Origin of the sequence: Cognatiluteimonas lumbrici (assembly GCF_006476065.1) — a bacterium.
Taxonomy (GTDB): Bacteria; Pseudomonadota; Gammaproteobacteria; order Xanthomonadales; family Xanthomonadaceae; genus Cognatiluteimonas; species Cognatiluteimonas lumbrici.
On the sequence record NZ_ML636798.1, the window covers coordinates 867,123 to 887,825 of the forward strand.

Annotated in this window: 23 protein-coding genes and 1 tRNA gene; 15 read left to right on the forward strand and 9 right to left on the reverse strand. The window is 70.2% G+C overall.

Going from position 1 to position 20,703, the window contains the following annotated elements:
• Positions 1–112: 112 nt before the first annotated feature.
• From pstS to rnt, 6 genes are all read left to right on the forward strand, one after another.
• Positions 113–1,210: a phosphate ABC transporter substrate-binding protein PstS gene (gene pstS, locus E4F25_RS04270; protein ID WP_140908983.1), complete on the forward strand. Its 1,098-nt coding sequence runs from the start codon at positions 113–115 to the stop codon at positions 1,208–1,210.
• Entirely contained in the window at positions 1,177–2,121 is a 945-nt protein-coding gene (gene pstC / locus E4F25_RS04275) for a phosphate ABC transporter permease subunit PstC (RefSeq protein ID WP_140910316.1), read from the forward strand. The genes pstS and pstC overlap by 34 nt, the downstream gene beginning before the upstream one ends.
• A complete protein-coding gene (pstA, locus tag E4F25_RS04280; protein WP_140908984.1) occupies positions 2,121–2,969 on the forward strand; it encodes a phosphate ABC transporter permease PstA in 849 nt (282 codons plus the stop codon). The genes pstC and pstA overlap by 1 nt, the downstream gene beginning before the upstream one ends.
• Entirely contained in the window at positions 2,962–3,741 is a 780-nt protein-coding gene (gene pstB, locus E4F25_RS04285; RefSeq protein WP_140908985.1) for a phosphate ABC transporter ATP-binding protein PstB, read from the forward strand. The genes pstA and pstB overlap by 8 nt, the downstream gene beginning before the upstream one ends.
• Positions 3,738–4,412 (forward strand): phosphate signaling complex protein PhoU, encoded by a 675-nt coding sequence (phoU, locus tag E4F25_RS04290; protein ID WP_140908986.1) that lies wholly within the window; start codon positions 3,738–3,740, stop codon positions 4,410–4,412. The genes pstB and phoU overlap by 4 nt, the downstream gene beginning before the upstream one ends.
• Before the next feature lie 63 nt (positions 4,413–4,475).
• Positions 4,476–5,108, forward strand: a complete 633-nt coding sequence (rnt, locus tag E4F25_RS04295) for a ribonuclease T (RefSeq protein WP_140908987.1) — start codon at positions 4,476–4,478, stop codon at positions 5,106–5,108.
• On the opposite strand, the gene sugE is transcribed toward rnt, so the two are convergent.
• From sugE to rnr, 3 genes are all read right to left on the reverse strand, one after another.
• Complete coding sequence (gene sugE, locus E4F25_RS04300) at positions 5,092–5,406, reverse strand: quaternary ammonium compound efflux SMR transporter SugE (RefSeq protein ID WP_140908988.1); 315 nt, start codon at positions 5,404–5,406, stop codon at positions 5,092–5,094. The two genes, rnt and sugE, sit on opposite strands and share 17 nt — an antisense overlap.
• A gap of 32 nt (positions 5,407–5,438) precedes the next feature.
• A complete protein-coding gene (gene rlmB, locus E4F25_RS04305; protein ID WP_140908989.1) occupies positions 5,439–6,188 on the reverse strand; it encodes a 23S rRNA (guanosine(2251)-2'-O)-methyltransferase RlmB in 750 nt (249 codons plus the stop codon).
• Between the two features lie 141 nt (positions 6,189–6,329).
• Positions 6,330–8,741 (reverse strand): ribonuclease R, encoded by a 2,412-nt coding sequence (rnr, locus tag E4F25_RS04310; protein ID WP_407062804.1) that lies wholly within the window; start codon positions 8,739–8,741, stop codon positions 6,330–6,332.
• Between the two features lie 64 nt (positions 8,742–8,805).
• Between rnr and ygiD the strand changes: the two genes are divergently transcribed.
• Entirely contained in the window at positions 8,806–9,666 is an 861-nt protein-coding gene (gene ygiD / locus E4F25_RS04315; protein WP_246069745.1) for a 4,5-DOPA-extradiol-dioxygenase, read from the forward strand.
• A 65-nt stretch (positions 9,667–9,731) separates the two neighbouring features.
• Here ygiD and E4F25_RS04320 read toward each other — a convergent pair.
• The 6 genes from E4F25_RS04320 to E4F25_RS04345 form a co-directional block, all read right to left on the reverse strand.
• Positions 9,732–9,816, reverse strand: a tRNA-Leu gene (locus E4F25_RS04320).
• Between the two features lie 53 nt (positions 9,817–9,869).
• Positions 9,870–10,544: a DNA-3-methyladenine glycosylase family protein gene (locus tag E4F25_RS04325; RefSeq protein WP_140908990.1), complete on the reverse strand. Its 675-nt coding sequence runs from the start codon at positions 10,542–10,544 to the stop codon at positions 9,870–9,872.
• Positions 10,545–10,547: 3 nt separating this feature from the next.
• Positions 10,548–10,904: a DUF423 domain-containing protein gene (locus tag E4F25_RS04330; RefSeq protein WP_140908991.1), complete on the reverse strand. Its 357-nt coding sequence runs from the start codon at positions 10,902–10,904 to the stop codon at positions 10,548–10,550.
• A gap of 4 nt (positions 10,905–10,908) precedes the next feature.
• Positions 10,909–12,117, reverse strand: coding sequence for a polyketide cyclase (locus E4F25_RS04335; RefSeq protein ID WP_140908992.1), 1,209 nt, complete (start codon positions 12,115–12,117; stop codon positions 10,909–10,911).
• 107 nt (positions 12,118–12,224) lie between these two features.
• Positions 12,225–12,866: a response regulator gene (locus tag E4F25_RS04340; protein ID WP_140908993.1), complete on the reverse strand. Its 642-nt coding sequence runs from the start codon at positions 12,864–12,866 to the stop codon at positions 12,225–12,227.
• The gene (locus E4F25_RS04345) at positions 12,863–14,065 is read right to left on the reverse strand and encodes a sensor histidine kinase (RefSeq protein ID WP_140908994.1); all 1,203 of its coding nucleotides are present in this window, start codon (positions 14,063–14,065) and stop codon (positions 12,863–12,865) included. The genes E4F25_RS04340 and E4F25_RS04345 overlap by 4 nt, the downstream gene beginning before the upstream one ends.
• 107 nt (positions 14,066–14,172) lie before the next feature.
• Between E4F25_RS04345 and E4F25_RS04350 the strand changes: the two genes are divergently transcribed.
• Genes E4F25_RS04350 through E4F25_RS04385 form a run of 8 tightly spaced genes read left to right on the forward strand, consistent with a single transcriptional unit; the run spans position 14,173 to position 20,703 of the window.
• The gene (locus E4F25_RS04350; RefSeq protein ID WP_140908995.1) at positions 14,173–14,784 is read left to right on the forward strand and encodes a GNAT family N-acetyltransferase; all 612 of its coding nucleotides are present in this window, start codon (positions 14,173–14,175) and stop codon (positions 14,782–14,784) included.
• Position 14,785: 1 nt separating this feature from the next.
• A complete protein-coding gene (gene minC, locus E4F25_RS04355; RefSeq protein ID WP_140908996.1) occupies positions 14,786–15,598 on the forward strand; it encodes a septum site-determining protein MinC in 813 nt (270 codons plus the stop codon).
• A gap of 49 nt (positions 15,599–15,647) precedes the next feature.
• Positions 15,648–16,457: a septum site-determining protein MinD gene (minD, locus tag E4F25_RS04360; protein ID WP_140908997.1), complete on the forward strand. Its 810-nt coding sequence runs from the start codon at positions 15,648–15,650 to the stop codon at positions 16,455–16,457.
• Between the two features lie 2 nt (positions 16,458–16,459).
• Complete coding sequence (minE, locus tag E4F25_RS04365; protein ID WP_140908998.1) at positions 16,460–16,723, forward strand: cell division topological specificity factor MinE; 264 nt, start codon at positions 16,460–16,462, stop codon at positions 16,721–16,723.
• Between the two features lie 34 nt (positions 16,724–16,757).
• On the forward strand, positions 16,758–17,249 hold the full coding sequence (locus E4F25_RS04370; protein WP_140908999.1) for a hypothetical protein: 492 nt from the start codon (positions 16,758–16,760) through the stop codon (positions 17,247–17,249).
• Between the two features lie 31 nt (positions 17,250–17,280).
• On the forward strand, positions 17,281–19,338 hold the full coding sequence (locus E4F25_RS04375; RefSeq protein WP_140909000.1) for a M2 family metallopeptidase: 2,058 nt from the start codon (positions 17,281–17,283) through the stop codon (positions 19,336–19,338).
• A complete protein-coding gene (locus tag E4F25_RS04380; RefSeq protein WP_140909001.1) occupies positions 19,335–19,634 on the forward strand; it encodes a carboxypeptidase-like regulatory domain-containing protein in 300 nt (99 codons plus the stop codon). The genes E4F25_RS04375 and E4F25_RS04380 overlap by 4 nt, the downstream gene beginning before the upstream one ends.
• The gene (locus E4F25_RS04385; protein WP_140909002.1) at positions 19,606–20,703 is read left to right on the forward strand and encodes an aromatic ring-hydroxylating oxygenase subunit alpha; all 1,098 of its coding nucleotides are present in this window, start codon (positions 19,606–19,608) and stop codon (positions 20,701–20,703) included. The genes E4F25_RS04380 and E4F25_RS04385 overlap by 29 nt, the downstream gene beginning before the upstream one ends.

The window sequence follows — 20,703 nt, forward strand, 5'->3', positions numbered from 1 at the left end:
ACGCCACCCGGCCCTTTTCGTTTCCGGCGCTGTCATCGTTCTGTCATCGAGCCTTAAAGGCGCTGTCACCCGCGTGCGTTGTCATGTGCACCAGCAACCACTGGAGCCCCTGATGAACGTGTCCCTCCGCACCACCGCCCTCGCCTTCGCCGTTGCGTTCTCGCTCGCCGCCTGCGCCCCGTCCGACGACGCCAACACCCAGGCCTCCGGCGCGGACGCCACCGCTCCCGCGGCCGCCGGCGACAAGGTCGCCGCGCAGATCACCGGCGCCGGCGCCACCTTCATCTTCCCGCTGATCACCCAGTGGTCGGCCGACTACCACGCCGCCACCGGCAACAAGGTCAACTACCAGTCCATCGGTTCGGGCGGCGGCATCGCCCAGATCAAGGCCGGCACGGTCGACTTCGGGTCCTCCGACGCGCCGCTGTCGAGCGAGGAACTGGCCGAGGCCGGCCTGCTGCAGTTCCCGTCGGTGATCGGCGGCGTGGTGCCGGTGGTCAACGTGCCGGGCATCGCCGCCGGCGAGCTGCGCCTCACCGGCCCGCTGCTGGCCGACATCTACCTGGGCAAGGTCACGCACTGGAACGACCCGGCGATCGCGTCGATCAACCCCGGCCTCGCGCTGCCCGCGATGAAGATCAACCTGGTGCAGCGCTCCGACGGCTCCGGCACCACCTTCAACTTCACCAACTACCTGACCAAGGTCAGCCCGGCCTGGAAGTCGGCCATCGGCGAAGGCAAGTCGGTGCAGTGGCCCGACGGCGTCGGCGGCAAGGGCAACGAGGGCGTCGCCTCGTACGTGCAGCAGATCGAAGGCTCGATCGGCTACGTCGAGCTCGCCTACGCGCTGCAGAACGACATGGCCTACACCCTGCTCCGGAACGCCGCCGGCAACTTCGTCGCGCCGAATGCCGACGCCTTCGCCGCGGCCGCCGCGACCGCCGACTGGGGCAGCGTCCAGGACTTCAACCTGGTCATCACCAACGCCGGCGGTGCCGACGCCTGGCCGATCACCGCCACCAACTTCATCCTGATGTACGAGGAGCCGAAGGATCCGCAGCGCAGCGCCGCGGCCCGCGCGTTCTTCGAGTGGGCGCTGCACAACGGCCAGCAGCAGGCCGCCGCGCTGGATTACGTGCCGCTGCCGCCGGAGCTGGTGGGGCAGATCGAGCAGTACTGGGCGGCGGAGTTCAAGGGCGGCGCCGAGTAGTGAACGACCGGGTGTTCCGGTGGGTGCTGCTGGCCACGGTGGGGTTCGTGCTGCTGGCGCTGGCCTGCGCGGCGCTGTCCATGCTCTGGGGCGGACGCGCGGCGCTGCAGCTCAGCGGCCTGGACTTCTTCTTCACCGCGGACTGGAACCCGGTCGAGAACCGGTACGGGGCGCTGGTGCCGATCTACGGCACCCTGGTCACGGCGTTCATCGCGATGCTGATCGCGGTGCCGGTGAGCTTCGGCATCGCGTTCTTCCTCACCGAGGTCGCGCCGCGCTGGCTGCGCGGCCCGGTGGGCACGGCGATCGAGCTGCTGGCGGGCATCCCCTCCATCATCTACGGCATGTGGGGCCTGTTCGTGCTGGTGCCGGTGATGACCCGGCACGTCACGCCCTGGGCCAACGAGCACCTCGGCACGCTGCCGGTGGTCGGGCCGCTGTTCCAGGGCCCGCCGATCGGGATCGGCATGCTCACCGCCGGCATGGTGCTGGCGATCATGGTCATCCCCTTCATCTCCTCGGTGATGCGCGAGGTCTTCCTGACCGTGCCGACCCGGCTCAAGGAGTCGGCCTACGCGCTGGGCTCGACCAAGTGGGAGGTGAGCTGGGACATCGTGCTGCCGTACACCCGCTCTGCGGTGATCGGCGGCATCTTCCTCGGCCTCGGGCGCGCGCTCGGGGAAACCATGGCGGTCGCCTTCGTGATCGGCAACTCGACCCGCTTCACCGCGTCGCTGCTCGAGCCCGGCACCACCATCGCCGCGCTGATCGCCAACGACTTCGGCGAGGCCACGGAGACCTACCGCTCGGCGCTGCTGCTGCTCGGCTTCGTGCTGTTCATCGTCACCTTCATCGTGCTCGCCATCGCGCGGCTGATGCTGCGCCAGCTCTCGCGGCGGGAGGGGCGCTGATGGACCTGTACCTCCGCCGCCGCCTGGTCAATGCCGTCGCGCTGGCCGCCGCCTGCGCCGCTGCGGTGCTCGGCCTGCTGTTCCTGGGCTGGATCCTGTGGACCCTGGTGGCCAAGGGCCTGGCCGGCATCGACTGGGCGCTGTTCACGCAGGACACCCCGCCGCCGATGGCGGAGGGCGGCCTCAGGAACGCGTTCTACGGCAGCGCGGTGATGTGCCTGATGGCGATCCTGATCGGCACCCCGCTCGGCATCGCCGCTGGCACCTGGCTGTCCGAGTACGGCGCCGCGGCGCGGATCGCCACGGTGGTCCGCTTCGTCAACGACATCCTGCTGTCGGCGCCGTCCATCGTGCTCGGCCTGTTCGTGTACACGCTGGTGGTGCAGCAGGCCGGCGGCAGTTTCTCGGCGGTCGCCGGCGCGTTGTCGCTGGCCTTCATCGTGCTGCCGGTGGTGGTGCGCACCACCGACGAGATGCTGCAGCTGGTGCCGGTGCAGATGCGCGAAGCCGCGCTTTCGCTCGGCATCCCGCAATGGAAGGTCACGGTGCAGGTGCTGTACCGCTCGGCGATGCCGGGCATCGTCACCGGCGTGCTGCTGGCGCTGGCGCGCATCTCCGGCGAGACCGCGCCGCTGCTGTTCACCGCCTTCGGCAACCAGTACTTCACCCTCGACGTGACCCACCCCATGGCCAGCGTGCCGGTGGTGATGTACCAGTTCGCCGGCAGTCCCTACACCTCCTGGCAGGACATCGCCTGGGCCGGCGCGCTGGTGCTGACCCTGTTCGTCCTGCTCACCAGCCTGGTGGCGCGCGCGATCGTCGCGCGCAAGCGGGTCAACCATGACTGAGCCAATGATCCAAGCATCGAACCCCAAGCTCTCGGCCCGCGGGCTGGACTTCCACTACGGCGACTTCCATGCGCTGCGCGGGGTCGACATCGACATTCCCGAGCGCCAGGTCACCGCGCTGATCGGGCCCTCGGGCTGCGGCAAGTCGACCCTGCTGCGGGTGTTCAACCGCATCTACGCGCTGTATCCGAAACAGCGCGCGGAGGGCCGGGTGCTGCTGGACGGCGAGGACATCCTCGACCCGGCGTTCCCGATCAACCGCCTGCGCAGCAAGGTCGGCATGGTGTTCCAGAAGCCGGTGCCGTTCCCGATGACGATCTTCGAGAACGTCGCCTACGGTATCCGCCACCACGAGCGCCTGGCGAAGGTCGAGATGGCCGACCGCGTCGAGCAGGCGCTGCGCCAGGCGGCGCTGTGGGACGAGGTCAAGGACAAGCTCGGCCAGAACGCGCTCGGGTTGTCGGGCGGCCAGCAGCAGCGGCTGTGCATCGCCCGCGCGGTGGCCCTGCGGCCGGAGGTGCTGCTGCTGGACGAGCCGACCTCGGCGCTGGACCCGATCTCCACCGCGCGCATCGAGCAGCTGGTCGAGGAGCTCAAGCGCGACTACACCATCGTGATCGTCACCCACAACATGCAGCAGGCCGCGCGCGTCTCCGACTTCACCGCCTTCATGTACCTCGGCGACCTGGTCGAGCACGGCGCCACCGAGACGATCTTCTCCAACCCCTCGAAGCAGCAGACCGAGGACTACATCACCGGGAGGTTCGGATGACCCACCACGAGGACGAACGCACGCGCCTGCACGGCGAACTGCTGCGCATGGGCGGGATGGCGGCGGCCCAGCTCGAGGCCGCGCTGGACGTGGTCGGCCGCCGCGACGACAACGCCGCGCGCCGCGTGATCGAGAACGATGCCGCGATCGACCGGCTCGAGCAGGAGACCAGCCACGACGTCATGCGCCTGGCGCTGGGCGGACCGCTGGCCCGCGACCTGCGCGGCATCCTGGCCGCGATCCGGATCGCCTCGGACATCGAGCGCATCGGCGACTACGCCGCCAACGTCGCCAAGCGCTCGCTGGCGCTGAACGAAATGCCGCCGCTGCCGCATGCGCGCGGGCTGTCGACGCTCGGTGCCCTTGCGCTGCGCCAGCTGCGCGAGGTGATGCTGGCCTACCGCGACCACGACGCCGCCGCCGCCGAGCGCGTGCGCGAGTCCGACGCCGAGCTGGACGCGGAGTACACCCGCCTGTTCCGCGAGCTGCTCACCTACATGATGGAGGATCCGCGCAGCATCACCGGCTGCACCCACCTGCTGTTCATGGCCAAGAACCTCGAGCGCATCGGCGACCACGCCACCAACATCGCCGAGAACGTGCTGTTCCTGGTCACCGGCGAGGATGCCCTGCCCCCGCGCGAGAAGCGCGACGACACCACCCCGTTGTAGGAGCGGCGCTCGCGCCGCGACCCTGCCACGATCGGGGCCGCGCCGGAATGCTAGGCTTTCCCGATGACCGAAGCCCCCGCATTCCGCCCCATGGCCGAGCGCTTCCGCGGCTACCTGCCCGTGGTCGTGGACGTGGAAACCGGCGGCTTCGACTGGAACCGGCACGCGTTGCTGGAACTGGCGGCGATCCCGATCGAACTCGACGAGGCCGGGCGCTTCGTTCCCGGCGAGGTGGCCTGCGCCCATTTCGAGCCCGCGCCCGGCACCGAGATCGACCCCAAGTCGCTCGAGGTCACCGGGATCGTCCTCGACCACCCATTCCGCATGGCGAAGCCGGAGAAGGAAGCGCTCGACCACGTGTTCGCTCCCGTACGCCAGGCGGTGCGCCGGCACGGCTGCCAGCGCGCGATCCTGGTCGGCCACAACGCCCACTTCGACCTCAACTTCCTCAACGCCGCGGTCGCGCGCGTGCAGCACAAGCGCAACCCGTTCCACCCCTTCAGCGTGTTCGACACCGTGACTCTGGGCGGCGTCGCCTACGGCCAGACCGTGCTCGCGCGGGCGCTGCAGGCGGCCGGCCTGGAGTGGAACCAGAACGAGGCCCACTCCGCCGTCTACGACGCCGAACGCACCGCCGAACTCTTCTGCAAGATCGCCAACCAGTGGCGACCTGGCGACGTCACGACGCCAGCTTGAGTCCGATGATCCCGGCGATGATCAGGCCCAGGCTGATCATGCGGCCGGCGTTCGCCGGCTCGCCGAGCAGCACGATGCCCAGGATCGCGGTGCCGACCGCACCGACCCCGACCCAGACCGCATAGGCGGTGCCGACCGGCAGCGATTTCATCGCGATCCCGAGCAGGCCGAGGCTGATCGCCATGGACACGACCGTACCGACCGTGGGCCAGAGCCTGGTGAAGCCGTCGGTGTACTTGAGGCCGATGGCCCAGCCGATCTCGAACAGGCCGGCAAGGGTGAGGATGATCCAGGGCATGCGGGTCTCCTGTCGCGGCGCGGGCGCCGCTCCTACATCGCCTGTCGTTGCCGCACGGCCTCGAACAGGACCACGCCGGCGGCGACGGAGACGTTGAGGCTCTCCATGTCGCCCGGCATCGGAATGCGCGCGAGGCCGTCGCAGTATTCGCGGGTGAGCCTGCGCAGGCCCTCGCCCTCGCCGCCGAGCACCAGCGCGACGTTGCCGGTGAGGTCGAGGGCGTACAGCGACCCGTCCACGTCGCCGGCGAGGCCGTAGATCCAGACGCCGAGCTTCTGCAACTCGCGCAGGCAGCGCGAGAGGTTGCTGCAACGGACCACCGGGATGCGGTCGGCGGCGCCGGCCGAGGTCTTGCGCACGGTGGCGTTGACCTGCACCGCCTTGTCCCTGGGGATCACCACCGCGGTGGCGCCGGCGGCGGCCGCGCTGCGCAGGCAGGCACCGAGGTTGTGCGGGTCCTGCACGCCGTCGAGCACCAGTACCAGCGCGCGGCCTTCGGCGGCCTCGACCAGCTCCGGCAGTTCATGCTCGTCCCAGGTGCGGGCCGCTGCGTAGCGCGCGACCGCGCCTTGGTGGCGCAAGCCGCCGGCGACGCCGTCGAGCGCCTGCTGCGCCACCCGCCGCACCTCGATGCCGAGGCGGCGCGCGTTGCCCTCGATCTCGGTGATCCGCGGATTCCGCGCCCCCGCCTCGAGCAACACCTCGCGCACGTGCTCCGCGTCATGCTCGATCGCCGAAGCCACCGCATTGATCCCCGCCACCCACTGACTGTCCTTGCTCATCGCGACCTCGGGAGACACATTCTTTCAGCCACAGATTTCACTGATTTTAAAAGGATTTTTCCGCAGCCAACGACTTCCGACCCGCCGACGGGACAACGTCCGCCGCAGAGCCAATCCTTTTTTCATCTGTGGAATCTGTGGCTAGTATTTGCTTTTCTTGCGCTTGGCGGGCTGGCCGCGGGGCGGGGGTGTCGGGGGTTCGACGCGGCCGGTGTCGGCGACCAGGCGGAAGTCGATCTTGCGCTCCTCCAGGCTGGCCTTGAGCACGACGATGCGGACGCGGTCGCCGAGGCGGTACTCGCCGCCGCGGCGCTCGCCGGTCAGCGTCTTGCGGATCGGGTCGAAGCGGTAGTAGTCGTGCGGCAGCTGGGTCACGTGCACCAGGCCGTTGACCTTGGACTCGTCCAGCTCCACGAACAGGCCGAAGCTGGTCACGCCGCTGATGGTGCCGTCGAACTCGCCGCCGACGTGCTGCTCCATCCACGCCGCGCGGTAGCGCTCGTCCACTTCGCGCTGGGCCTCGTCGGCGCGGCGCGACCGCTCCGAGCACTGCAGCGACAGCGCCGCCATTTCGTGCGGCGAGTAGGTGTAACGGTCCACGCGCTTGCCGGTGAGGCCGTACTTGATCGCGCGATGCACCAGCAGGTCCGGGTAGCGGCGGATCGGCGAGGTGAAGTGCGCGTAGGCCTCCAGCGCGAGGCCGAAGTGGCCGATGTTCTCCGGCGCGTACACCGCCAGCGACTGGCTGCGCAGGATCACCGATTCCAGCAGCGCCGCGTCGGGCCGCTCGCGGATCTTCTCCAGCAGGTTGCGGAAGTCCTTCGGCTGCACCCTGCCCCACGGAGGCAGCCGCAGCTTGAACTCCTTGAGGAACTCCTCGAGGTCCGCGTACTTGGCCTCCGGCGGCTTGTCGTGGTCGCGGAACGGCGCCGGCACTTCCGACTCGAGCAGGTGCAGCGCGGCCTGCACGTTGGCCGCGATCATGCATTCCTCGATCAGCTTGTGCGCGTCGTTGCGCTGGATCATGCCGGCCTGGGTCACCTCCCCCTGCGGGCCGAGCACGAAGCGCACCTCGCTGGTCTCGAACTCGATCGCGCCGCGCTTTTGGCGCGCCTTGTCGAGGATGCGGTAGAGCTGGTGCAGGCGGTCCACCTGCGGCAGCAGCGGCCCGATCCTGGCCAGCGCCGCCTCGCGGTCCTCCTCCGGGATGCCGTCGCCGACCGCGTTCCAGACCTGGGTGTAGGTCAGGCGCGCGTGCGAGCGCATCACCGCCTCGTAGAACTTCGACTTCGTGGGAATGCCGTCGCGCCCGACCTGCATGTCGCAGACGAAGCACAGCCGGTCCACCTTCGGGTTGAGCGAGCAGATGCCGTTGGACAGGGTCTCCGGCAGCATCGGCACCACGTAGCCGGGGAAGTACACCGAGGTCGCGCGCTTCTGCGCCTCGTCGTCCAGCGGCGTGCCCGGGCGCACGTAGTGCGAGACATCCGCGATGGCGACGATCAGCCGGAAGCCGTCGCGGTTGGGCTCGCACCAGACCGCGTCGTCGAAGTCCTTGGCGTCCTCGCCGTCGATGGTGACCAGCGGCGTGTCGCGCAGGTCCACCCGGCCCTCGATCTCGGCCGGCTGCACTTCCAGCGGCACCGCGGTCGCCTGCGCGATCACTTCTTCCGGGAACTCGTGCGGGATCTCGTGGCCGTAGATCGCCGCCTCCACCGCCAGCGAGGCGGTCAGCTTGTCGCCCAGCACCGCCACCAGCTTGCCGATCGGGGGCCTGCGCGCGTCCGGCGGCTGGGTGATCTCTGCCACCACCAGCTGCCCGGGCTTCGCGTCCAGGTTGGCGTCCGGCGGGATCAGCACGTTGCGCTGGATGCGGGCGTCGTCCGGCTGCACGTAGCCGATCCCGGCCTCGACGATGAAGCGCCCGATCAGCCGGTTGAGCCGGCGCTCCAGCACCTCGACGATCACGCCCTCGCGGCGGCCGCGACGGTCCAGGCCGGTGACGCTGGCCAGCGCGCGGTCGCCGTGCAGCACCTTGCGCATCTCGTACGGTGGCAGGAACAGGTCGTCGCCCTCGCCGCTCTCGGGGCGCAGGAAGCCGAAGCCGTCGGGGTTGGCGATCACGGTGCCGGCGATCAGGTCCGCGCGCTCGGCCGGCACGAATCCGCCACGCCGGTTCTGCAGCAGCTGGCCGTCGCGCAGCATCGCGCGCAGGCGCTTGTCGAGTGCGTCGCGCCGCGTGGGGTCGTCGATGCCGAGGACATCGGCCAGCGCGTCGGCCGCCAGCGGACCGTCGTGCGCGGCCAGCGTATGCAGGATCATCTCGCGGCTGGCGATCGGCTGTTCGTAGCGCTGGGCCTCGCGCTCGGCGTGCGGGTCGGCTGCGGGCGTCGCGGGCGCCGGCGCGGAGGCGGGCTTGCCCATCGCGCGGGCCAGGCCGGGGTCGGGCATCCAGGAGGGAAGCTTCTTCTTGCCGGGTGCGGCGCGGTTTCCGGCGGGCTTGCGCGGCTTGCCGCCGCGTCCGCCGCCACGCTTGCTGGGGGGCTTGTTCATCGCGGCGATGGTACACCGCGGGCGTCGACGCCCCGTCTCCGCAATAAGGACTACCATCCCGGCCATGGCAACGCCTCGACCGATGCCGGCGGCGTTCCTCGGGCACGGAACCCCGATGAACGCCCTGGAGCGCAACCGCTACAGCAATGCGTGGCACGCCTTTGGCGCCTCGGTGCCTCGCCCGCGCGCAGTGCTGGTGGTCTCGGCGCACTGGTTCGTCAACACCACCGCGGTGACCGCGATGGCCCGGCCGAAGACCATCCATGACTTCTTCGGCTTCCCGCAAGCGCTGTTCGACGTGCAGTACCCCGCGCCCGGGCTGCCGGAACTGGCCGAGGAGGTCGCCGACGCGGCCAGTCCCGACTTCGTCGGCGCCGACCGCGACGTCTGGGGCCTGGACCACGGCGCGTGGTCGGTGCTGGTGCACGCCTTCCCCGACGCCGACGTCCCGGTCGTGCAACTCTCCATCAACGCGCAGAAGCCACCGGAGTACCACCTGGCGCTCGGCGCGAAACTGGCGAAGCTGCGCGACAGCGGCGTGCTGCTGCTCGGCAGCGGCAACGTGGTCCACAACCTGCGCGCGATCGACTGGCGCAACACCGACGGTGCGTTCGACTGGAACCGGCGCTTCGACGAGCACGCACGCCAGGTGATGCTGGAACGGCCGGGCGACGCCGCCGCACTGGTCGCACACCGCGACTACGCGATGTCCGCGCCCACGCCCGAGCACTTCCTGCCCTTGCTGTACGTCGCCGGGTTCGCCGCGGCCACGGACGAGACCCCGGAAGTCCTGGTGGACGGCTACGCGTTCGGCTCGCTGTCCATGGCCTGCTACGGCGTCGGCTGCGGCTGCGCCAGCGACGCCGGCGGCGGCGGCAGCGCGCCGCTGGCCACGGACGTCCCGCCGGAAGAGAGCAACATCTAGCGCGCCGGGCGCGCCGCGCTGGCAAGAAAAAACCCCCGGTTTCCCGAGGGTCGTTCCGTGACATCTGGTGCCCAGGAGAGGACTCGAACCTCCACGGTTTTACCCGCTAGTACCTGAAACTAGTGCGTCTACCAATTCCGCCACCTGGGCAGGTGCGAGCCGCGCATTTTCGCGGGCGACGGGTTCGTTGTCAATGCCGCTTCTCACCCCTGGGAGCGCGGCGTCGGGGTCTTCGCGGCGGTGGCCTGGTCGGCGATCCGCCACAGGTAGAGGCTGGCGTAGGTGCGGTACGGGCCCCAGCGCTCGCCGCGGGCGGCGAGCGCCTTCGGCGTCGGCATCGCCCCGGCCTTGTCCACGGCCTGGGCGCCCTTGCGGATGCCGAGGTCGTCCACGGGAAGCACGTCCGGGCGGCCGAGCCGGAACATCAGCATCATCTCGACCGTCCAGCGGCCGATGCCGCGAATCGGGACCAGCGCGGCGACGATCTCGTCGTCGTGCATCGTGGACATGCGCCGCAGGTCGGGGATCTCGCCTGCCTCCTCGCGCCGCGCCAGGTCGCGCAGCGCCAGGGTCTTGTTGCCGGAGACGCCGCAGGCGCGCAGCCCGGCATCGTCGATCCGCGCCAGGGTGTCGAAGTGCAGCCGCTTGCTGCCGATCGCCTGCTCCACCCGGCCGGTGATGGTGGCCGCGGCCTTGCCGCTCAGCTGCTGGTAGAGGATCGCGCGCGCCAGCGCGTCCACCGGGTCGAAGCGCGCGCGCCAGCGCGGGTCGGGTTCGATCGGGCCGATGCGCCGCATCCACGCGCCCAGCCTGCGGTCCTTGCGCGCGAGGTAATCGCGGGCCGCTTCGGTGTCGAATCCGCGGGAGTAGCGTGGCACGGCTCAGCCCCGCCAGCGGTCGACGGCGAGCAGCACCCAGCCGCCGATCATGGCCATGCCGCCGAACGGCGCCAGCGTCGTCGCGGTGCCCGCGAACGCTACGCCGACCAGACTGCCCGAGAACAGCAACATGCCGGCCAGGATCAGCCAGAGCGCGACCCGGCCGATGCGTCGGTCGCGGGTGCCGGGCGACAGCGCGACGAGCGCCACGCCGTGCCCGAACGCAAGCGCGGCCGCAAGATGCAGCCGCGCCTGGTCCGGCCCCTGCGCCACATGGGAGGCAAGGGCCGCGAGTGCCACCGCGCCTGCGGCGGCGAGTGCGCCCGAGGCGCCGAGCCGGTCGCTGGCGCCGCGGGCCATGGGCTTAACGGAGGCGCCAGTAGACGTCGTACTCGCCCTCGGCGGTGAACGCCGCATCGATGCCGTTCTTGTAGACCTCGAACGACTGCGTCGCCTCCTCGTCCTGGGTCATGGCCCAGGCGCGGATCGCGTTGCGCACGTTCTCCAGCTCCGCCATGTAGCCGACGTAGGTGGCGGAAGCGTAGCGGCCCGGCTGGGTGCGCTCGTACTTCACCGGACCCAGCAGCTCGAGGCCTTCCAGCGGCTCGCCGGACGCAGCGGCGATCTTCGCCAGCGACTGCACTTCCGGCTCCGCGGCGGCCTCGGCGGCCTCGCCCTCGGTGGCGGGCGCTTCGGTAGCCTCGTCGGCGGCGGCGGTCCCGTTGGCCTCGGTCCCGTCGCTCGCCTCGTCGGCGCCGCTGCCCTTGCGGCGCACCGGCTGGCGCACGCGGAAGGTGTAGTTCTCGCGGCCCAGCTCCAGCGACACGATCTGCATCGGGCCGGCCGGCTCGAGGTCGTTGGCGGCCATGGTGCGGCGGATCCACTCCATGTTCGCCTTCATCGAGTCCTTGATCTTCTGGTTGTTGCGCTCGATCGAACCGGCGTCGACCTCGAGCAGGTCCTGCGCCGGAAGCTCGACGATGGCCAGGTTGTCCAGCTTGCTGCCCTGCACGCGGTAATCCACGTTCGGCACCTGCGCCAGCATGTTCGCCATCTTCTGCAGGCCCAGCTCCATGTCGTCGCCGACGTGGCGCGAGACGTACAGGCCGGCGTAGCGGCCGAAGATGTTCCAGCCGTAGTCGACGTCGTAGGTCTGGGTGATCTCGACGTTGCGGCCGCCGCGGCCGGTCGGGCGCAGCGTGAACGTCATGGTCTTGTCGGTGCCGTACTGCGGGTTGGTCAGCTTGTAGGTCACGCTGCGGCCGGGCACGGCCTCGACGATCTCCCAGCTGCCTTCGCCGAGCTGCTTGTTGCGCGACTGGTAGTCGAGGCGCGCGCCGACGCCGGAATCGGGGCCGGACAGGTTGAGGTCGACGTTGGGGTCGCGCAGGACCAGCGGGTTCCAGTCCTCGAAGCGCTTCAGGCTGCTGATGGTGTCGTAGACGATGGTCAGCTTGCGGTTGGTCTCGACCTTTTCCTCGATGTGCCGGCTCGAGGGCAGCACCAGGCCGACCAGCAGGAACAGCGCAAGGACGATCGCGAGCGAAATCAGGATCTCGATGATGCGGGTCATTCAGGTTCTCCAGGTGCCGCCCGGCCGGCCGGTAGCCGGGGGCGCAGACCCCTAATCGTAGCAAGACATCCGGACGCGAGTCATGCCCCGTTTCGCGGTTTCCCTGCTCAGACCAGCTGCAGTTCGAAGGCCTTGAGCACGGCCCGGGTGCGGTCGCGCACGCCCAGCTTGCTGAGGATGTTGGAGACGTGGTTCTTGATCGTGCCCTCGGCCACGCCGAGCGAGTTGGCGATCTCCTTGTTGGAGAAGCCCGAGGCCATGAGGCGCAGGATCTCGGTCTCGCGGTCGGTCAGCGGGTCCGGCCGGTCGAGGCTGACGAACTCGTTGCGCATGTGCTCCAGGCCCGACAGCAGGCGCTGGGTCACCGCCGGCTGCACCAGCGATCCGCCTGCGGCCACCGTCTGGATGGCCCCGACCAGCTGCTCGAGCGACACGTCCTTGAGCAGGTAGCCCTTGGCCCCGGCCTTGAGTCCGGCCAGCACCAGCTGGTCGTCGTCGAAGGTGGTCAGGATGATGGTCGGCGGCAGCGCGTCGAGCCGCGCCAGCGCCTGCAGCGCCTCCAGCCCGGACATCACCGGCATGCGCATGTCCATCAGCACCACGTCCGGCTTGAGCCCGGGGATCATCTCCACGGCCTGCTTGCCGTCGGCGGCCTCGGCCACCACCTCGACGCCCTCGGCCAGCGACAGCAGCGAACGGATGCCCTGGCGTACCAGGGTTTGATCGTCGACCAGGCAGATGCGGATCATGCGGTTGCTCCCTGAAGCTGTTTCGGCGCGTCGTCCAGCGGCAACGCGATGTCGATCCCGAAGCCCTCGCCCGGCCGGGTGCGGATCTCCACCCGGCCGCCGTACGCCGCCAGCCGCTCGCGGATGCCGCGCAGGCCGTTGCCGGCCACCAGCTGCTCGGCGCCGCGCCCATTGTCGCGCGCCCGGAGCGTCACCGTGCGGCCTTCGAAGCGGTAGTTCAGGCGCAGCTCGGCCGCCTGGGCATGGCGCACGGCGTTGGTGATGATCTCCTGGGTGCAGCGCAGCAGCACGTGGCCGCGCTCGGGATCGTCGAGCAGGAACGGCTGCGGCATGTCGAGCACGATCTTCAGCCCGGCGACGTTGTCGGCCAGCGGCAGCAGGGTCGCGGCCATGTCGATGGCGTCGTCGGTGCGCAGCCGGCTGACCGCCTCGCGCACGTCGCTGAGCAGCAACCGGGCGATGGTGTGGGCCTGGTTGACGTGCTCGTGCGCCTTGCCCGAGACCAGGTGCCCGGCCACCTCCAGGTTGAGGCTGAGGGCGGTCAGGTGGTGCCCGAGCAGGTCGTGAAGCTCGCGCGAGATGCGGGTGCGCTCGTTGACCCGGGCGCTCTCGGCCAGCAGCGCGCGGGTGGCGCGCAGCTCGGCGTTGAGCCGGCGCTGGTCCTCGCGCGCCCTGGCCTGCTGCCGCGCCACCAGGCTGGTGACGAACACGAAGGCCGAGTAGCCGGCGTACAGCAGCGACTGCATCAGCGCCTCGCCCCAGGACATGTCCAGCCAGCGCACGTAGACCGGCACCACCAGGAACTCGCTGAACACCAGCCAGGCCACCCCGACCGGCAGCGGCAGCAGCCAGGGCAGCACGCAGGCGGTCACCATCAGCAGGATGCTGCCCAGGCCGCTGGCGCTGTAGTAGCTGATCGCCACCGCGCTGCCGGTGAGCACGAAGAGCAGCAGGTAGTCCAGGGTCCCCACCCGGCGGCCGCCCAGCGAGCGGGTCAGCCAGAAGTAGCTCAGCCCGAAGCCGGCATAGGCCGCCCAGGCCTTCCAGCCGATGTTGGCGACCACCACCGCCTGCTCGCCGAGCTGGCTGGGATCGTCGGCCGGGAGCAGGGACAGCATCACCAGCGGCATGCTGATCACGGCCCAGGTGAACAGGCCGGAATAGCGCAGCAGCTGGCTGTGGTCGAGGCGTCCGATCATGCCGCATCCTAGCCCGCCGGCGGGCCCCGCGGGCCCCACGAAAGTCATGCCGGCGTGCGATAATGGGGGCCTGCCCGCAGTCCAGAATTTCAGAGCCGGAGCCCGGAATGTCGATCTCCATCCGCGACGTGCGCGAGCACGAGCTGGATTCCGTCCTTGCCCTCAACAACGCTGCCGGCCCCGCCATCCTGCCGCTGGACGCGGCGCGACTCCGCCGCTTCTACGAGGAAGCCGACTATTTCCGGGTCGCCGAGCGCGATGGCATGTTCGTGGGCTTCCTGGTCGGGTTCGCCTCGGGCGCCGACCACGACAGCAGCAACTTCCGCTGGTTCGGTGAGCGCTACCCGGACTTCTTCTACATCGACCGCATCGTGGTCGCCAGCCGCCGCCGCGGCGGCGGCGTCGGGCGCGCGCTCTACGCCGACGTCCAGAGCCACGCCGAGCTGCGCCACCCGGTGCTGGCCTGCGAGGTGTTCCTCGACGCCGACAGCGACCCGGCGCTGCTGTTCCACGGCAGCATCGGCTTCCACGAGGTCGGCCAGCACGTGATGACCACGCCCGACGGCGCCCCGGGGCATCGCGCCTCGATGCAGGTCAAGCAGCTGTGCAGCTACCAGTGGGTGCACGACACCTACGGCGACGCCCTGCCCGACGTGCCCTGGATCCCTGCCCCGCGCAACCTGTCCGCGGCCCTGCCGCAGCGCGCCACGGGGACCTGAGGTGGCCGCGGCGAGGATGGACTACGAGCCCGCAGGGGAACTCAAGATCGGCCAGGTCGGCATCGCCAACCTGCGCGTGCGCACCCTCGACGTCGCCAGGCTCGCCGACGAGATGCGCGACCGGGTGGCGCGGGCGCCGAAGCTGTTCGAGCGCGCCGCGGTGGTGGTGGATTTCGGCGGCCTGCCGCAGACGCCCGACCGCGACACCGCCCGGGCCCTGATCGACGCCCTGCGCGAAGCCGGCGTGCTGCCGGTGGCGCTGGCCTACGGCACCAGCGACAACGACGCCCTCGCGCGCCAGCTCGGCCTGCCGCTGCTGGCCAAGTTCCGGGCCTCCTACGAGCCTGTGGGAGGCACCCGAAGCCCGGATGTGGGAGCCGCCACGGCGGCGAGCCCTTCCCCGGCCGAAGAGCTCGCCGCCATGGCGGCTCCCACAGAGGACACCAGGCAGCCCAGGCAAGCACCCCAGCCCCCACCCAAGGGCGAGCCCGGCCTGATGCAGGCCGCCCCGGTCCGCTCCGGGCAGCAGGTCTACGCCGACAACCGCGACCTGACCGTGCTCGCGGCCGTGGGCGCCGGCGCCGAGGTGATCGCCGACGGCTCGATCCACATCTACGGCGCCCTGCGCGGCCGCGCCCTGGCCGGCGCCCAGGGCAACGAGAAGGCGCGCATCTTCTGCCGCGAGTTCCATGCCGAGCTGGTTGCGGTCGCCGGCCACTACAAGGTGCTCGAGGAAATCCCGATGGAACTGCGCGGCAAGCCGGTGCAGGTCTGGCTCGACGACGGCCAGCTGCGCGTTGCCGCGATGGATTGAACCCTATAGCCTTCCGACCCAGCGCCGCCGCGCGCACAGGAGACCCACATTGGCTGAAATCATCGTAGTCACGTCCGGCAAGGGCGGCGTCGGCAAGACCACCACCAGCGCATCCCTCGCCTGCGGCCTCGCCCGCGCCGGCAAGAAGGTCGCTGTCATCGACTTCGACGTCGGCCTGCGCAACCTCGACCTGATCATGGGCTGCGAGCGCCGGGTGGTCTACGACTTCGTCAACGTGATCCAGGGCGAGGCCTCGCTCAAGCAGGCGCTGATCCGCGACAAGCGCTTCGAGAACCTGTACGTGCTGGCCGCCTCGCAGACGCGCGACAAGGACGCGCTGACCAAGGAAGGCGTCGAGAAGGTGCTGAAGGACCTCGACGCGGACGGCTTCGAGTACATCGTCTGCGACTCGCCGGCCGGGATCGAGAAGGGCGCCTTCCTCGCCATGTACTTCGCCGACCAGGCGGTCGTCGTGGTCAACCCCGAGGTTTCCTCGGTGCGCGACTCCGACCGCATCCTCGGCCTGCTCGCCTCCAAGACCCGCCGCGCCGAGAACGGCGAGCGCGTCGCCGAGCACCTGCTGCTCACCCGCTACAGCCCGTCGCGGGTGGAGACCGGCGAGATGCTCTCGGTCGGCGACGTCGAGGAAGTGCTCGGCCTCAAGACCATCGGGGTGATCCCCGAATCGGGCGACGTGCTCAACGCATCCAACAAGGGAGAACCCGTCATCCTCGACATGGAATCGCCGGCCGGACAGGCCTACGACGACGCCGTGGCCCGCCTGATGGGCGAGCAGCGGCCGATGCGCTTCACCCAGGCCGACAAGAAGGGCTTCTTCAGCAAGCTCTTCGGAGGTTGAGCATGGGCATGTTCGATTTCCTGCGGGCGAAGAAGAACACCGCATCCATCGCCAAGGACCGGTTGCGCATCATCATCGCCCAGGAACGCAGCATCCACGGCGGCCCCGACTACCTGCCGCTGCTGCGCCGCGAGTTGCTCGAGGTGATCCGCAAGTACGTCAACGTGGACGTCGAGGCGGTCAAGGTGGACCTGGTCAAGGACGGCGAGCACGACGTGCTCGACATCTCGGTGTCGCTGCCGGACGGGCGCGCCGCCACGGCATGAGGGAAGGAATCGCGGCGCGAGCGCCGCTCCTACAGTGACGGTCCTGCGGCTACGGGATATTTCGACGGACTCCGTGGTGGCGCTGCTCGAACGCTACGGACTGCGGCTGGAGCGGGTCGCCGACGGCGCGCCGATCCCGGGGAGCTACTGGGGCGAGCCCGAGGCCGGGCTCGTCGGCAGCACCGTGTACGCGCGCGGCGACACCCCGGTGCACTCGCTGCTGCACGAGGCCGCGCACCTGGTCGTGCTGCCCCCCGAGCGCCGCGCCGCGGTGCACACCGACGCCACCGATTCGATCGAGGAAGAGGACGCGGTCTGCGTGCTGCAGGCACTGCTCGGCGATGCCCTGCCCGGGGTCGGCGCCGCGCGCGTGCTCGCCGACATGGACGCCTGGGGCTACACCTTCCGCCTCGGTTCCGCCCGCGCCTATTTCGAGCGCGACGCCGACGCTGCCTGGGCCTGGCTGCAGCGCGCCGGGCTGGCCACGCCGGAACGCACGCTTGCGCCCCCCGCCACGCCCCTCTAGCCTCGCAGGCATTCCCCGACAGGATCGCGCCATGAAGTCCCTGCCCCGCAAGCCCAAGCACCGCACCGCCCTGCTCGCCGTCGCCGCCGCGGCCTTCGCGCTGGCGCTCGCCGGATGCAGCCGCTCGCCCAGCCCGGGCGACGCGGCGTCGCCCTCCACCCAGGCACCGGCGGACGAGACCGCCGACCAGTTCGTCGCGCGCGTCAACCGCGAGATGCGCGAGATCTACACCGAGCTGAGTTCGGCGCAGTGGCTCTCGTCCACCTACATCAACGGCGACAGCGAGCTGGTCGCGGCCAAGGCCCACGAGCGCTGGCTGACCCGCCTCAACGGCTGGATCGAGCAGTCGCGCCGTTTCGAGGGCCAGCAGATGTCGGCCGACACCGCGCGCGCCATCGGCATGCTCAAGCTGATGACCTCGATGCCGGCGCCGCGCGACCCCGCCAAGCTCGCCGAGCTCACCCGCATCGCCACCCGCATGGAGGGCATGTATGGCTCCGGCACCTACTGCAAGGGCGAAGGCGAGCAGAAGGAGTGCCGGCAGCTCGGCGAGCTCGAGGACGTGCTGCGCAACAACCGCGACTACGAGGCCCAGCTCGACGCCTGGCGCGGCTGGCACACCATCTCGGTGCCGATGCGCGAGGACTACGTGCGCTTCGTGCAGCTGGTCAACGAGGGCGCCAAGGACATGGGCTTCGCGGACGCCGGCGAGGTCTGGCGCTCCGGGTACGACATGGCGCCGGCGCAGATCGCGGCCGAGACCGACCGCCTGTGGAGCCAGGTCAAGCCGCTGTACGAGCAGCTGCACTGCTACGCGCGCACCCGCTTGGTGGCGAAGTATGGCCAGGACCGCGGCCAGGTCGCCGGCGGCATGCTGCCGGCGCCGCTGATGGGCAACATGTGGCAGCAGGACTGGAGCAACCTGTGGGACATGCTGCAGCCCTACCCGGGCGCCGGCAGCCTCGACATCACCGCCGCGCTGCAGGCACGGCACCGCCAGAACTACATGGAGGAGCTGGAGCGCCTGGCCGATCCCACGGACGGCGCCGCCCGGGTCGAGGCCGAGCGCGCCGCGCAGCGCGCCACCGCGGTCGAGATGACCCGTCGCGCCGAGGACTTCTACGTCTCGCTGGGGATGCCGCAGCTTCCGGAGAGCTACTGGGAGAAGACCCAGTTCATCAAGCCGCGCGACCGCGACGTGGTCTGCCACGCCAGCGCCTGGGACATGAACCTGGGCGGCAGCCCCGCGGGCGAGGGCCAGGAGGCGGTCGGCCCCGACGTGCGCACCAAGATGTGCATCAAGCCGAACGAGGAAGACTTCACCACCATCTACCACGAGCTCGGCCACGTCTATTACTACCTGGCCTACAACGCGCAACCGCCGATCTTCCAGGGCGGCGCGCACGACGGCTTCCACGAGGCCATCGGCGACACCATCGTGCTGGCGATGACTCCCCAGTACCTGGCCTCGATCGACCTGGTGGATGCCCAGCAGCAGTCGCACGAGGCGCTGATCAACGCGCAGATGCGCATGGCGCTGAGCAAGGTCGCGTTCCTGCCCTTCGGCCTGATGATCGACCGCTGGCGCTGGGGCGTGTTCGACGGCTCGATCACCCCCGACGAATACAACAAGGCGTGGTGGGACCTGAAGGCCCGGTACCAGGGCGTGGCCCCGATCCAGCCGCGCGGCGAGGAATTCTTCGACCCGGGCGCCAAGTACCACGTGCCGGGCAACACGCCGTACACCCGCTACTTCCTCTCGCACGTGCTGCAGTTCCAGTTCTACAAGGCGCTGTGCGACGCGGCCGGCTTCAAGGGCCCGCTGTACGAATGCAGCTTCTACGGCAACAAGGCCGCGGGCGAGAAGTTCCTGGCCATGCTCGAGCAGGGCTCGCACCAGCCCTGGCAGAAGACGCTGAAGGAACTGACCGGCGGCGAGCAGATGGACGCCTCCGCCGTGCTCGAGTACTTCGCGCCGCTGCAGGAATGGCTGCAGCAGCAGAACGAAGGCCAGAGCTGCGGCTGGACCGGCGCCGTGGCCACTGCCGACACCGACACCAACGCCGACCGGGAGCAACCCGCGCAATGAACTCCATCCGTGCCATCGCCATCGCGCTCCTGCTGCTGTTCGCGGCCTCGCCCGCGGCGCTCGCCCAGGCCACCACCGGCAACATCACCGGCGTCGCCAAGGCCGGGGACACCGTCGTCGTCGAGGCCACCCGGGGCGGCCTCGAGCGCGAAATCACCCTCGAGGAGGACGGCAAGTTCAACATCCGCCGGCTGCCCGTGGGCGAGTACCGGGTCTTCTACAGGCGCGCCGACGGCACCGTGACCGCGCCCACCGTCGTGCGCCTCAATGCCGGCGTCACCGTCCGGGTCGAGTAGTCCCGGACCCGGGCGCGCGGCCGCGGCGCCCGCCGTCGCCCTGGCCGCCCGCTGGTATTGCGACCCGGCCACCGTCGCGCTGGAACGCGCGGCCATCTTCGACCGCGGCTGGCACCTCCTCGCGCACGCCAGCCGGCTGCGCGCGCCGGGCGACCACGTCGTGGTGGACTGCGCCGGCCTGCCGGTGATCGCCGTGCGCGACCACGATGGCGCGGTCCGCGCTTTCCACAACGTCTGCCGGCACCGCGCCGGACCGATCGCCTGGTGCGACGGTCGGGGCGCCAGGGCGCTGCGCTGCCGCTACCACGGCTGGACCTACGGCCTCGACGGCCGGCTGCAGTCCGCGCCGGGGATGGACGCTGCCGACGGCTTCGACATCGCGTCCGTGCGCCTGCCCGGACTCGCCGTGCGCGAATGGCGCGGGCTGGTGTTCGCGGCCGTGGACGCCGAACGCGCGATGCCCTTCGAGGCGCTCGTGGCCGGCATGGACGCGCGCATCGGCGACGCCCACCCGCTGCAGGACTACGAGGGCCACCACCACGCCGCCTACGAGATCGCCTGCAACTGGAAGGTGTACGTCGACAACTACCTCGAGGGCTACCACGTGCCGCACGTGCACCCGGCCCTCAACCGCATGCTCGACTATCGCAGCTACCGCACCGAACTCTCGGACTGGCATTCGCTGCAGTGGAGCCCGCTCGAGAGCGGCGACGGCCTCTACGGCAACGGCGACGCGCTGTACTACTGGCTGTGGCCGAACACGATGCTCAATATCCTGCCGGGGCGGCTGCAGACCAACCGCGTGGTCCCGCTCGGCGTGGACCGCTGCCGGGTCGAATTCGATTCCCATTACCTGCCCGCGGCTGCCGACGGCGACCGCCGCGCCGCCGACATCGCCTTCAGCGACGAAGTGCAGCAAGAGGACCTCGGCATCTGCGAGGCCGTGCAGCGCGGGCTCGCCTCGGGCAGCTACGAACCCGGCCGCCTCCACCCGGATCGCGAATCCGGCGTCGCCCACTTCCAGGCCCTCCTCCGCACCGCCTACGGCGAAGAAGAGCAAAAGATTTGA

What these genes read in the sequence shown, in the direction of transcription:
- pstS (WP_140908983.1), top strand. Translation starts at nt 113, where the DNA reads ATGAACGTGTCCCTCCGCACCACCGCCCTCGCCTTCGCCGTTGCGTTC.
- pstA (WP_140908984.1), top strand. Translation starts at nt 2,121, where the DNA reads ATGGACCTGTACCTCCGCCGCCGCCTGGTCAATGCCGTCGCGCTGGCC.
- pstB (WP_140908985.1), top strand. Translation starts at nt 2,962, where the DNA reads ATGACTGAGCCAATGATCCAAGCATCGAACCCCAAGCTCTCGGCCCGC.
- phoU (WP_140908986.1), top strand. Translation starts at nt 3,738, where the DNA reads ATGACCCACCACGAGGACGAACGCACGCGCCTGCACGGCGAACTGCTG.
- rnt (WP_140908987.1), top strand. Translation starts at nt 4,476, where the DNA reads ATGACCGAAGCCCCCGCATTCCGCCCCATGGCCGAGCGCTTCCGCGGC.
- sugE (WP_140908988.1), bottom strand. Translation starts at nt 5,406, where the DNA reads ATGCCCTGGATCATCCTCACCCTTGCCGGCCTGTTCGAGATCGGCTGG.
- rlmB (WP_140908989.1), bottom strand. Translation starts at nt 6,188, where the DNA reads ATGAGCAAGGACAGTCAGTGGGTGGCGGGGATCAATGCGGTGGCTTCG.
- rnr (WP_407062804.1), bottom strand. Translation starts at nt 8,741, where the DNA reads ATGAACAAGCCCCCCAGCAAGCGTGGCGGCGGACGCGGCGGCAAGCCG.
- ygiD (WP_246069745.1), top strand. Translation starts at nt 8,806, where the DNA reads ATGGCAACGCCTCGACCGATGCCGGCGGCGTTCCTCGGGCACGGAACC.
- E4F25_RS04330 (WP_140908991.1), bottom strand. Translation starts at nt 10,904, where the DNA reads ATGGCCCGCGGCGCCAGCGACCGGCTCGGCGCCTCGGGCGCACTCGCC.
- E4F25_RS04335 (WP_140908992.1), bottom strand. Translation starts at nt 12,117, where the DNA reads ATGACCCGCATCATCGAGATCCTGATTTCGCTCGCGATCGTCCTTGCG.
- E4F25_RS04340 (WP_140908993.1), bottom strand. Translation starts at nt 12,866, where the DNA reads ATGATCCGCATCTGCCTGGTCGACGATCAAACCCTGGTACGCCAGGGC.
- E4F25_RS04345 (WP_140908994.1), bottom strand. Translation starts at nt 14,065, where the DNA reads ATGATCGGACGCCTCGACCACAGCCAGCTGCTGCGCTATTCCGGCCTG.
- E4F25_RS04350 (WP_140908995.1), top strand. Translation starts at nt 14,173, where the DNA reads ATGTCGATCTCCATCCGCGACGTGCGCGAGCACGAGCTGGATTCCGTC.
- minE (WP_140908998.1), top strand. Translation starts at nt 16,460, where the DNA reads ATGGGCATGTTCGATTTCCTGCGGGCGAAGAAGAACACCGCATCCATC.
- E4F25_RS04375 (WP_140909000.1), top strand. Translation starts at nt 17,281, where the DNA reads ATGAAGTCCCTGCCCCGCAAGCCCAAGCACCGCACCGCCCTGCTCGCC.
- E4F25_RS04380 (WP_140909001.1), top strand. Translation starts at nt 19,335, where the DNA reads ATGAACTCCATCCGTGCCATCGCCATCGCGCTCCTGCTGCTGTTCGCG.
- E4F25_RS04385 (WP_140909002.1), top strand. Translation starts at nt 19,606, where the DNA reads ATGCCGGCGTCACCGTCCGGGTCGAGTAGTCCCGGACCCGGGCGCGCG.